We start from the raw sequence: 12,327 nt of genomic DNA, 5'->3' as shown, positions 1-12,327 counted from the left end.
ATCATACACAAACTACCGTTTCTATGCCGAATCATACTTTCCTATCTTCATTCTGGGAAGGCTTTCAAATAGTAAAGTCTCTCCAGACAGCATCACTTATTACCCTGACTCTTAAACCTAGCTCTGAGGCTAAATGCCTTTGTGGTCTTGAGGCCGAGGCTATCCATGAGTATCAATGGCGTCACGTAAAGGATGCCATGTTGCTCGGTGTGCCTGTTGAACTTTCCGTTCAAACTCGAAGGATTAAGTGTCGTGACTGCGGCATAAAAACAGAATCTCTCTCTTGGTTAGAGCCTTATGCTCGTATAACAAAGCGCCTAAAAAGCTATATAGAACAACTGCTACCCCTGCTTCCCATTAAGCATATATCCCAAATTACGGGCGTTCATTGGCACACCATTAAAGAAATAGATAAACGCCGACTTCGACAAGTGGTGCCGCCAGTGAAATGGGGTGAGCTAAAGCAGCTCGTGATGGATGAGTTCGCCATCTTTAAAGGGCATCGATATGCCACCGTCATCGCTGATGCGAAGACTCATCAAGTCATTTGGGTTGGATTAGGCCGCAGCCGCAAGGACATACGGCCGTTCTTCGAGCAGCTAGGCGAGAATGGGGTAAATATCGAAGCAGTAGCGATGGACATGAATACGGCTTTTGACCTTGAAGTTCAAGCGCACTGCCCGAACGCAAAAATCGTTTACGACTTATTCCATGTTGTTGCTAAGTTCGGTCGCGAGGTGATGGATAGAGTCAGAGTCGACCAAGCCAACAAACTCAAGCAAGATAAAAAAGCGAGGCAATGGGTGAAGCGCTCACGGTGGGTACTGCTGAAAAATAGAGGCAACTTAAATACACGTCAAGATAGCTATCTTACTGAAATATTGAATATCAATAAGGACTTAATGACCACTTATATACTCGGAGCCCAACTCAAAGAGCTTTGGTATTGTGAATCCGAAGGGCACGCGAAGGGGCTCTGGGACACGTGGTGGGAACAAGTGCAAGAGAGTGGAATTAAGCCATTGAAAGAGTTCGCACGAAAACTGAGTCCTTATCTTCACGGCATTATCGCATCGGCAAGTTATCCGTTGAACACCTGCACACTTGAAGGGATAAACAACAAGATAAAGTTAATCAAGCGAATGGGGTATGGGTATCGAGATACAGGCTACTTCTTCTTGAAGATAAAAGCGGCTTTCCCCGGAAAGCCGCGATGAACCAAAAAAAAGGCCTCGCACACGCGAGGCCTTGTTTTATCTGAGTTTCAACGAATGAGTCTCTAACAATTTACGACGATAAACCAAATCAACTCGAGAGCCATTCATCCAGTACTTTGATGAATTTAGGATTAATCAGATAACCGATGGAAGCATGCGGATTGCTTTTTCCGTTGCGAATATTAAGGTTATAAACTGGGTGGATGTCTTTCATTCCGCCGGGTATCAGATCCAGTTTGAGCATATCTTTAAAGTCATTTCTAATTTTGCTGTCATGAGAGATAAAATCATCTTCTGCCGATATGTTTATCCATTGCTGAATGTTTAAAGGATACTTCTTCTCATCTTTCAAGCGGCTCCCCTTTAGCCTATCTTTTACGTTTTCATCGCCTAACGGTGACCCAAGCGTCAGCAATAAGTTAACCTTCTTGTCTGCTCCATAGTCGTGTCTATACTCTCCGTAGTGAGACAACTTCCATAACACGTCATAACTGATCATTGACCCAAGGCTGTGCGACACAATCATCACATCATCCTGATTATCAAGCGCTTCCTTCAGCTCAACCATCAGCCTATGCCTGACATCGCTACCAAAATAAGTATCTTCATACCAATAATGCGCCATATCCGGCGCGACCTTGGTTATGAGTGTCTCAGCCACTCCCAACTTTCCAAATAGCGATGAAAAAGTATCTGCTAACGCCTCTTTTAGAAAACCAATTTTAGATACCTTGTTATACGTTGTTTTATTGAACTGGCTTGTCTTGTACTTTTTGAGTTCAGACAGCGCTTGCTGTCGACTTGCAGGGTCTTCTGTTGGTTTCTCTAACAATGTGTTTGATAGTTCACCGTAATAGACAAACCGTTTATCGACATCTTTAAAAGCTTGTAATGAACTTGAGCCGATACAATCTCGCTGTAAGCCATGCTCTATAGCCTCGTACCAGAGTGCTTGAAGGGAAGCTTTATCGGGCTTTTGAGCGCGACCATGAATGAATATTATTTTCTTAGCCATAGCAGGACGTCCTAAACACATAGTTAAAATTATTATCAGTAGAAAGCACCACTAGATTCGGTCAGCCCTTACTAATAACAGTGGTGCTAATTACGTATCTAGGAGTGGTTGATAGAACATTTATATAACTATGAGGCCGTCGTTTAAGGACCATAAACGAGTGAACGATGCGATCATTACTCGCAAATTGAAATGAATGTATCTAACAAAATCTCCAACTAACAAAAAGCCCCGCACACGCGAGGCCTTAGTTTTATCTATCACCGATTACATCCATCTTTTAACAACTACAGCACCCTACTTCACTGACTTCACCGCTTTCATCAACATTGAATTGAACTGGTCTTGTTGCTCAAGCATTGGGAAGTGGCCTGAGTCTTCAATGTAGTAAATGCTGTAATCCTTGATATGTTTCTTGTTCGCTTCTGAATCCGTTGGCCATAGGCGAGCGTTCACTAAGATTACTGGCACATTCACGTTCTCATACACGCGGTGTGCTTCGCCTGTCACGTATTGGCCTAGATAATGGCGGAACTGATTAATCGCGATAGCTGGTGGTGCTGAAGCCATGTCTTGTGTTGCCCAATAAAGTAAATCTGCGTCTACGTCTTTTGGTAGCGAATCTTTCACGAACATAGTGATACCCACTTGGAAGTCTGCTTCAAATGGTTTGGTCATTGCATCTAGGTCGCTTTGTGAAACCGCTAGTGCGACGTTTTGCGATGTATCGACACCAATAATGCCCTTCACTCTTTTCGGCATCAGTTTTGCGGCTTCTGCAATCACACCACCCGCCATGGAATGGCCGACTAAGATGACGGATTCGAGTTGTTCTTTCTCGATGACTGCTTTGATGTCTTCAGCGAATGCAACCATGGTGTACTCTTCGCGGTTAAACGATGAGTTACCATGCCCTGCTAAGTCCATGGTGATGACTTGATAGTGTTTTGAAAACTCACTCACTTGGTTTTTCCACAGCCTACTGTCTAAGCTCCAGCCATGAATGAAGATCAGCGCCGTATCCCCACTCCCACTTTTGCCATACGCAATTTGCTCACCATCGTGAGATATCGCAATACCGTACTTAAGCGTTGAATCATGAGCTATGGCATTCATGCTACCAAGCGCCATGAATACCAAGAGTGTGATGTTTACAATTAAACGTTTCATAGTGTCTCTCTACTTACTTTGAAGGGAACACAGAAAGCGCCCCTCTCAATCAATATAGTCACTATAAAGTGTGAAGTTGTAGACGGGTCAAGAGTGGTTTAAATACAAAACTCTTTTATTGTTGTGGCTCGACCAACTCATTTTTGCCCCAAAGTGAGCCAGAGAGGGGGTGAACTCAGTTTGAAACCCTGCAACTTGCCTTACTTTTCCTCATGCCTAGAGCTCTGACAATGTAGCTAAATGTTCTAATCCACAACAGACTAACCTTCAATCATACTCACGCACGAATATGTTGTTCAACTATTTCTAAGCTATTGAATAATTGAGAACTAAAGGGAAGTTTTTGATTGATAATATGCCTTGAATTGGGAGCAATATGTACTTGCACGGTTTCAACTAGAAATTAGATTTAAAATAATTATATGCATAATTTTCAGTTGGTTAGATAGGGTTCTTGAGATATGCTGAATACATAAATTCGTGCTGGCACGATATTAAAATGTTAGCACTCAGGAGGTATTCGTTGGAAAAGTGTAAGTTGTGTTGTATTAAATCAGAGTTATGTAATTCACATGCAATACCTGATTCTGTGTTCAGGTCGTTGTTTAAAAAAGGTAATGGTCAAGCAATAGAACTTTCATCCAAAGAATTAGTTCCAAATCGTAGATCTCAGGATAGTTGGGCTACCGACCAGTTGTGTAGTAACTGCGAAATGAAGTTAAACATTAATTACGACCAATATGGTTTGAATTTGCTGCGGGGTAAAGTTGGCAATATTAAAAAGGGCAATGAAGGAGTTCATGTTTCTGACATTGATACTTTAAAGTTCAAAAGCTTTGTTCTGTCTGTTTTCTGGCGTGGGGCTGTTTCTGAACATGAAAACTATAGAACAATTAAAGTATCTCCGCGGTTTTTAGAGCTTATTCGTTCTAGTTTGGTAAGGTCAACTAACGTTTCAAAGAACTCATGTACAGTTGTTGTTCAAAGGCTAGTAGATACAACAAAAGAGGGAGGATTCAGCGAAAGCAATCTCAGAGAGCTTGTTGTTTCTCCATTTCCAAGGACATACGAAGTTAGAGGGCAACTGTATAGCTCTATTACAATGTTATTCTTAGGCTTTTGCTTCGAAATATTTCTTAGCCCCATACGCACTGGTGACAAGGTATCTAAGTTTGCACTAGGTAGTAGTAAAACAAATTATACATTCTCTTATCTTGAGATCATGGAAATACCCGAAGTATTGGATTTAATGGTTCGTGGTTTGCGGAAAGAGAATCAAGGTTTAAGCCATGTGTAATGAGCAAAGAGTGTTAACAAAGCAATCAACACAATGCTATTACACTCGGTATTCGCGGTTTAGGGTGTAATTGGTTTTGAAAGTAAGGCGTTCGAACGTGTTATTGCGGTGTTATGTTTAAATGGAGTTTTAAGTGGGTTTTCTATCCTCAATTTTTGCTGAAAAAGCTCAGCAAGCACAGTTAATTTCGATAGGCGTTTCAGCTTTTGTAGCTCTGGTAGTTGTCTTGCTAAATCAATGGTTTCTGAGTAGACGAGCCAAAAAAGAAGTTTATATTAAAAAAATAGAAGAGTTGTATCTCGCAATTGATGAGTATGAAGAAAGAGCATACGAATTTCTATCGCTGTTATACCAACATGACCAAAGCTTAGATGAAACCACTATTAAAAAGCACTTTAATCAGGTTTCAACATCTCTACAAAAGGTAGAGATGTATATGCAACTACATTTTTATTCGGTGAATTTTGAACGCGAGAAATACGATAAATTGCATCATGAAGCCTATGAGCGTTTGTTTAAAAAAGGATTTAATCAGAACCAAAAGTCTTATTTAGCTAATGTGAGTGATGATTATCGAGAAGCCCTAGAACAGCAGACTCAAACCTACGGAGAGATTAGAAAAAATGCGCAAGAGATTAAAGCGTTAGCTAAGTATCTGATGCAAAAGTACACACATTGACCTTGAACATACGAGCGTTTAAGGTTTCAAGGTACTTTTTCTGACTTGATCTGAACGAAACGATTTAGAGCAGCACAACTAAAACGTTTCTGTCCAGAGATGTGTTATGTCGCCATGCTTTGGGACAAAAGCGCCTTAGAACTACTAACTTAGAGTGTGAAACATCTTAGACCATATAGCAGCACTTGAACCAGTGCCGCTAACAAAACAAGCGTAAGCTGAGACTACGCCAGAAACGTTATCCCCATCTACGCTCTGCAACAGTGGCTAAATCATATTCTGATTCATTATCTAAAAACCTCAATCTGCCAAAGTCTTTGCACAATGTATCTATAAAAACACCACTTTCTAACACAGTCTCTAGAGGCACAGGAACTATTTTATCGTTGGGAACATTACTTAGGGCCAACTTATAACGTTCATAAGAATGACGTTCCTCGTCGCTCAAAGATGACTTCAATTTATGCTCAAAAACTCGGCCATACAGCCAGAATTTGATATTGCCGAGAGAAAACTCGATAAGTGGTTCTCCGAAGCTTGTTCCATCTTTTCTATCATCAGCCTTAAGCATCGAATGAACCGTTAGTACCAAAGCTACACTGTACGATTTACCAGTCACCTCAATTTCGGGATATCCAATCTCACATTTATGATCAGCATCAGATAATTCATACAACTTGTCTTTTCTGATTCTTGCGGCATCGATGTTTTCTTCCCGCAAATAAGGGTGAGAATGAGCGGTTCCTATATATTGATACTGGTCTCCGAACACTTTCGCGATGTCTTTTTTAATCAAAAGAGATTCAGAGCTAAATTCAACTGAAGAGCGCTTTCGTTTTGCAGACGTCTCTACAGAGACATGATTTATCGTACATTTAAATGGATGTGTTTTGTTCACGTACCCCCAAAGGTGAGCGGCGGTTTCTACAGAAATACTCTTGCTGCCCTGATGTTTTACAGCATAAGCTTCTAAACCAGCCATGATTAGCTCAAATATCGCACTTTTGCTGACTGAAATTGTCGCGGTCATTTTTTCTTTGTTCCTTTTATTGACAATTATTTGCTTAATTTTGATTAGAGGTAAGACACACAAGAGTTATTGGGCGAACTCGACATGTTCTTTCAGTTTGTTTTTATAGCGCTCATAAAGCGAATCCCATACATCTTCACTTACCATGTCTAGTGGTACGTATTCTTCAAAAATGACACCACTCTCATCAGGGTAGGCAAGCTCGGTATACGCATAACGTGGGCCATCTGCATAAAGCGCTTCCCAACATTCGATGCATTCATCTTTAAACCATTCTTTTTTGATTGGCGCAGGGGTGTTATTCAGAAGATGAATTAAGTTCTTAGAATCAAAGAAACTATGCTCTTCACTTTTGACATTAAACAGGTAGCTAGAAAATAAATTGATGGCTCTTCCGTCCCATAATCTGTAGCGGTGGTAGTGAGACGTATAACGCTCCTTTACTCGATCGAGAAGGTGACGTTCACATAAAGCTCTTAAGTCGTTGTTCCTCAATGTTGGGACTTCTGGAATTGGTTCAACGTCATAAAAGCGTCTATGGCCAAACAAGTAGCGTTGAGTCAGCTTTGCGGCGATGGAATCAACGGAACCTTTAAGTGCAATGTCATTGCATGGCAGTTTTTGGGAAGAGTCTGCAATTTTGTTGGCCAGCGCCTTAACAATGTCTGTAGTGGTTGATTTGACTTTCTCAACCAATTTTATACTTAAATAGCCTTGAGCTGAGATTTTTAAAATTCCCTTTTGTGCAGGAATATAACGTGGAGAGGAAAGCGTGAGTGCTGTTGCGGTGTCTAGTGATTTCAAGGTCGCTTGCTGGTCTAAGTCAACCTTTAGGTAATCACAGAACACTGCCAACTGCTCTTTAAAGTCGTTCAGTAGCTCAAGTCTTTCGTTTTCTAGTTCTTGAAGCTCTTCTTTCGAAGCATCTTGATAATCCATAACTGACATATTATTCTCCTCACAATGCATTCAGTTGCATCAATATATACTCTCTTCAAAGAAAAATCTGATGATTTTGACGGAAACTCAAGTCGTTAGAGTGAACATGGCGTTGTTGCCTAAATCAGTTGAACCTTTTCGGAGTTCTGCGATCTGATCCCTTGTGATGGTTAGAGCGGTGATGGTTAGAGCGGTGATGACATAGGGGGTTTATCATTGACTTCCACTTTAGTGGGGGGATTGGTTCGGTCAGAATACATCAAGTAATGAATAGAGGGTTATTTAGAGCATCGACTCTAACTGACTTTTGTCCGTGCGACCTGAAGTCGTATGAAGCGTTGTTCACCGCTTTATGAGTGAACCGTCTGTATCACCAGATGAACCTACGAGCCTGAATAAAGCAGCGGCTCGGACAATGTAACGAAACTTGGCCGTTTGGCCGAGTGGGAAAAGAATCGTGAGAGGACGTTCCTCCTGAAAACCACAATTCGGGTAAGTGCTAGGTAGTCAGTATGATGAACGTATGTGAATCCATTCAAGGTGCGTTATGTGATGAAGCAGCGGAAGTGGTTAATACGCTGTGGCCAAAAGGCAATGAGAGTTGGAAAGAGGTTGGACAGTACTTTTTCGTGGTCGCTGTACTCTCCGCACTATAGTGGGCATCTAAGCTGACATTTTACGTAACATACGGAACAGGGTAAGCCTGAATCACTCCCTTTGGGAAAGCCTTTGTGGCCGATAGTGATGCAGGTATAGGAGGTCGGAAAAAGCGAAAGCTGCATTGTAATGATGTAGATACAGACCTGTGTCTGATCACGAAAGTGAGCCCACTTCCGACTGGTCTCCCATTGCGAGATAATTTGAAGAACTTTATTCAAGGAGAAAAGCAAATGATGATCTCGAAAGAGATTAGTGCACCTTCTGACGGCGCTCAATGGCAGTCCATCGATTGGAAATCCGTTGAAGCACACGTATTGAAGCTTCAAATGCGTATCGCAAAAGCAACTAGAGAAAAGAAATACGGTAAGGTGAAGTCCTTACAGTGGCTCTTGACTCATTCTCGCTCAGCCAAGCTTCTTGCGGTTAAGCGAGTCTCTCAGAATAAAGGCAGTAAAACGCCTGGAATAGACGGTGTCACCTGGAACACAGATGCACGCCGTATGAAAGCAGTCAATCAACTGAGTCGCAAGGCTTACTCTGCAAAACCACTCAAACGTATCTACATTCCCAAAAAGAACGGCAAGCTCAGGCCATTGGGTATTCCATGCATGATTGATAGAGTGCAACAAGCCCTCCACCTTCTAGCATTAGATCCTGTGTCCGAAACATTTGCCGACCTCAATAGCTATGGTTTTAGGCCAAATCGCAGCACGGCTGACGCTGTCAGTCAGTGCTTCAAATGTTTGGCTCTAAAGCGATCAGCGAAATGGATTCTTGAGGGAGATATTAAAGCTTGCTTCGACAAAATCGGGCATGAATGGCTGATGGACAATATCACTGTAGATAAACGAATGTTAGAGCAATGGTTAAAATCTGGCTATGTAGATAAGGGGCTGTTCTACGATACCGAAGAAGGTACACCTCAAGGCGGAATAATATCTCCAACCTTGATGCTAATGACTCTCGCGGGAATAGAGCAACAAATAAAATCTACAGCCCTGAAAAAGGGTGCTAGGGCCAACTTTATCGGTTATGCGGATGATTTCGTGGTCACCTGCTCTTCAAAGGAAGTGCTAGTGAACGATATCAAACCGTTGATTGCTGACTTTCTGGCAAAAAGAGGGCTAACCCTCTCCGAAGAGAAAACAAAGGTCACTCATATTGATGATGGCTTTGACTTTCTGGGTTTCAATCACAGGAAGTACAAAGGGAAATTGCTCATTAAACCGAGCAAATCCAACACGTTGTTATTCTTGAGAAACCTACGTGAACTTATTAAAAAGCACGCAACCATCCCTGTTAACGATCTTATCAAGTTGATAAACCCGAAACTCAGAGGATGGGCGAATTACTATCGCCACTGTGTTGCTAAACAAGTATTCGGGTATGTCGGCCACAAACTATTCCAAGCGCTATGGCACTGGGCAGTTAGACGTCATCCAACCAAGTCCAAAGACTGGGTTGTTCATAAGTATTTTCTTAATCGTAAAGGCCAGTGGCAATTTCACGGTTGGCAGAAAATTATGACCATGGACTGTCACTTCAATCTGTTCCAAATAGCGAAAGTACCCATCGAGCGACACGTAAAAATCAGGAATGCAGCGACCCCTTTTGATCCTCAATACCAAGAATACTTGGCGAAGAGAAAACCCAAAAGGCTAGCCCGCAACTCTTGGAAAGAACCTGTCCCGACTGCGTTATAAGTTGCTGGGTATCAATGATGCCTTAGTGGAGGCTTGAGCCGTATGCAGTGAAAGTTGCACGTACGGTTCTTAGAGGGGCGGCACTTGGTAACAAGTGTCGTCTACTCGACAATTCGAGTTAGCCCTCGACTCCTTACCCAACACAAACAAAAAGGCCTCGCAATGCGAGGCCTTTGTTTTTCTATCTATCAGAAGAGATTAGTCGCGAAGTGCTGCGCCGAATTTCTCTGAGATTGAAGCTACGATAGCATCTACTGAACCAGCGATGTCTGCATCTTCAAGTGTGCGCTCTACAGACTGTAGGCTAAGTGCGATTGCTAGGCTCTTCTTACCTTCTTCAACGCCTTGACCAACGTATACGTCGAACAGTTTAGCGCCTGTTAGGAATTCGCCACCAGCAGCGATACACGCTTCAACGATGTCGCCAGAAGCAACTGCTTCATCAACAACTACTGCGATATCACGACGGTTTGCAGGGAACTTAGATACGGCTACTGCTTCTGGAAGCACGCGAGTGTTGATAGCTGCCCATTCGATTTCGAATACGATAGTACGGCCGTTTAGACCAAACTTACGCTCTAGTTCTGGGTGAACAGTACCAATGATACCCACTTCTTTGCCATCTACTACGATAGCCGCAGTTTGACCTGGGTGAAGTGCTGGGTGCTTAGCTGCTTTGAAGCTGTATGCGATTTCGTTTGCAGAAAGCTCAAGAACTGCTTCTAGGTCACCTTTAAGATCGAAGAAATCTACAGTGTTAGTTGCAATGTCCCAGTGCTCTTCGCCACGAGTACCAGAGATAACGCCCGCAAGCATCATTTCTTGGCGCATGCCGTTTTCAGCAGTTGCTTCAGGGATGAAACGTAGGCCTGATTCGAATAGACGAACGCGAGACTGTTGACGCTTCTGGTTGTGAACAACTGTGTTTAGAAGACCTTGGATTAGGCCAAGACGCATAGCTGACATGTCCGCAGAGATTGGGAATGGCAGGATTAGCGGCTCAACACCAGGTACAACAAGCTTTTGCTGCTCTGGTTCTACGAAGCTGTATGTGATTGCTTCGTGGTAGCCACGGTCTACAAGAAGGTCACGAACGCGCTTAAGCGGTTGGTTAGCTTCTTTGTGGTCATTCATTTTAAGTGCCGCTTTAGGCGCTTGGTTTGGAATGTTATCGTAACCGTAGATACGACCTACTTCTTCAATTAGGTCTTGCTCGATTGCGATATCAAAACGCCAAGATGGAGACGTTGCCGTCCAACCTGCGTCTGTCGTCTCTACTTCACAGCCTAGGCGAGTAAGAATTTCCACTACGTCTGTAGATGGGATTTCGTGACCTAATAGGCTGTCTAGCTTAGCGCGACGTAGAGCAACTACGTTTGCTTTAGGTAGATCAGCTTCAGATTCGCTGCCGTTTACTGGCGCAACTTCACCACCACAGATTTCAACTAGAAGCTGTGTTGCACGCTCCATTGCTGCTGCTTGAAGTGTTGAATCAACACCACGTTCGAAACGTAGCGAAGAATCTGTGTGAAGGCCGTAAGCACGTGCGCGACCACGGATATGATCCGGTGCGAAGAATGCTGCTTCAAGAAGTACGTCTGTTGTTTCAGTCGTAACACCTGAATCTTGACCGCCAAAGATACCAGCGATTGCTAGTGCTTTGTTTTGGTCTGCGATAACAAGTGTGTTGCTGTTAAGTTCAGCTTCGTTGCCATCTAGAAGTGTTAGCTTTTCGCCCTGCTCTGCTAGACGAACCACGATACCGCCTTCGATCTTAGCTAGATCAAATGCGTGCATTGGTTGGCCTTGCTCTAGCATCACGTAGTTTGTGATGTCTACAACTGGGTCGATTGAACGGATACCACAACGGCGCAGTTTTTCTTGCATCCAGATTGGAGATTCCGCTTTCACGTTTACGTTCTTAACCACACGGCCAAGGTAACGTGGACAAGCATCAGTTGCTTTGATTTCAACAGATACTGTGTCTTCAATGCTTGTTGCAACAGCTTCAACTGTTGGCTCTGTAACGTCTGCGCGGTTTAGTACGCCAACTTCACGAGCAAGGCCACGGATGCTGAAGCAGTCTGCGCGGTTTGCTGTTAGGTCTACGTCGATAGTTACGTCGTTAAGCTCAAGAAGCTCACGTACGTCCATACCTAGCGTTGTGCCTTCTGGCAGCTCAAGGATGCCGTCAGACTCTACGTCGATACCTAGCTCAGAGAAAGAACAAAGCATGCCGTGCGATGGAACGCCACGTAGTTTTGCTTTCTTGATTTTGAAGTCACCAGGAAGTACTGCGCCAACTGTTGCTACTGCTACAGTTAGGCCAAGACGACAGTTAGATGCACCACATACGATGTCTAAAAGCTCTTTATTTCCATCAAGATCGGCTTCACCAATATCGATCTTTGTAACTTGTAGTTTGTCTGCGTCTGGGTGCTGACCGCACTCAACCACTTTACCTACTTTAACGCCGGTGAAAACACCCGCAACAGGTTCTACATCGTCAACTTCCAAACCAGCCATAGTGATTTGGTGAGCTAGCTCTTCGCTGTTAATTGCAGGTTTAACCCACTCGCGTAGCCAAGATTCACTGAATTTCATAGTTTTGACTGCC

10 protein-coding genes are annotated in these 12,327 nt (G+C 43.2%); 5 read left to right on the top strand and 5 right to left on the bottom strand.

Annotated features, from left to right (window positions below; genetic code table 11):
* Positions 1-23 precede the first annotated feature (23 nt).
* Positions 24-1,217, top strand: coding sequence for an ISL3 family transposase (locus tag AC3CHU_RS06645; protein ID WP_488525282.1), 1,194 nt, complete (start codon positions 24-26; stop codon positions 1,215-1,217).
* An 88-nt stretch (positions 1,218-1,305) separates the two neighbouring features.
* Here the strand turns inward: AC3CHU_RS06645 and AC3CHU_RS06640 are convergent, their stop codons facing one another.
* Both AC3CHU_RS06640 and AC3CHU_RS06635 read right to left on the bottom strand, forming a co-directional pair.
* Positions 1,306-2,232, bottom strand: a complete 927-nt coding sequence (locus tag AC3CHU_RS06640; RefSeq protein ID WP_488525281.1) for a hypothetical protein — start codon at positions 2,230-2,232, stop codon at positions 1,306-1,308.
* A 297-nt stretch (positions 2,233-2,529) separates the two neighbouring features.
* Entirely contained in the window at positions 2,530-3,402 is an 873-nt protein-coding gene (locus AC3CHU_RS06635) for an alpha/beta fold hydrolase (protein ID WP_488525280.1), read from the bottom strand.
* 712 nt (positions 3,403-4,114) lie between these two features.
* Between AC3CHU_RS06635 and AC3CHU_RS06630 the strand changes: the two genes are divergently transcribed.
* Together AC3CHU_RS06630 and AC3CHU_RS06625 are read left to right on the top strand one after the other, a co-directional pair.
* A complete protein-coding gene (locus AC3CHU_RS06630; protein ID WP_488525279.1) occupies positions 4,115-4,699 on the top strand; it encodes a hypothetical protein in 585 nt (194 codons plus the stop codon).
* A gap of 133 nt (positions 4,700-4,832) precedes the next feature.
* Positions 4,833-5,378: a hypothetical protein gene (locus AC3CHU_RS06625; protein ID WP_488525278.1), complete on the top strand. Its 546-nt coding sequence runs from the start codon at positions 4,833-4,835 to the stop codon at positions 5,376-5,378.
* 238 nt (positions 5,379-5,616) lie between these two features.
* On the opposite strand, the gene AC3CHU_RS06620 is transcribed toward AC3CHU_RS06625, so the two are convergent.
* Positions 5,617-6,408, bottom strand: a complete 792-nt coding sequence (locus tag AC3CHU_RS06620) for a hypothetical protein (RefSeq protein WP_488525277.1) — start codon at positions 6,406-6,408, stop codon at positions 5,617-5,619.
* 66 nt (positions 6,409-6,474) lie between these two features.
* On the bottom strand, positions 6,475-7,356 hold the full coding sequence (locus tag AC3CHU_RS06615; protein ID WP_016789042.1) for a hypothetical protein: 882 nt from the start codon (positions 7,354-7,356) through the stop codon (positions 6,475-6,477).
* Between the two features lie 503 nt (positions 7,357-7,859).
* On the opposite strand from AC3CHU_RS06615, the gene AC3CHU_RS06610 reads away from it, so the two are divergent.
* Together AC3CHU_RS06610 and ltrA are read left to right on the top strand one after the other, a co-directional pair.
* The gene (locus AC3CHU_RS06610) at positions 7,860-8,003 is read left to right on the top strand and encodes a hypothetical protein (protein ID WP_170962378.1); all 144 of its coding nucleotides are present in this window, start codon (positions 7,860-7,862) and stop codon (positions 8,001-8,003) included.
* A gap of 234 nt (positions 8,004-8,237) precedes the next feature.
* A complete protein-coding gene (gene ltrA / locus AC3CHU_RS06605; protein WP_488525098.1) occupies positions 8,238-9,710 on the top strand; it encodes a group II intron reverse transcriptase/maturase in 1,473 nt (490 codons plus the stop codon).
* Between the two features lie 198 nt (positions 9,711-9,908).
* Here ltrA and pheT read toward each other — a convergent pair whose 3' ends face one another.
* Positions 9,909-12,314, bottom strand: coding sequence for a phenylalanine--tRNA ligase subunit beta (pheT, locus tag AC3CHU_RS06600; RefSeq protein ID WP_488525276.1), 2,406 nt, complete (start codon positions 12,312-12,314; stop codon positions 9,909-9,911).
* Positions 12,315-12,327 lie beyond the last annotated feature (13 nt).

It is taken from the genome of Vibrio sp. QJM3NY_39 (genome assembly GCF_057785895.1).
Note: the sequence above shows the minus strand (reverse complement) of the source record. Positions and strands in the feature narration are given on the sequence as shown.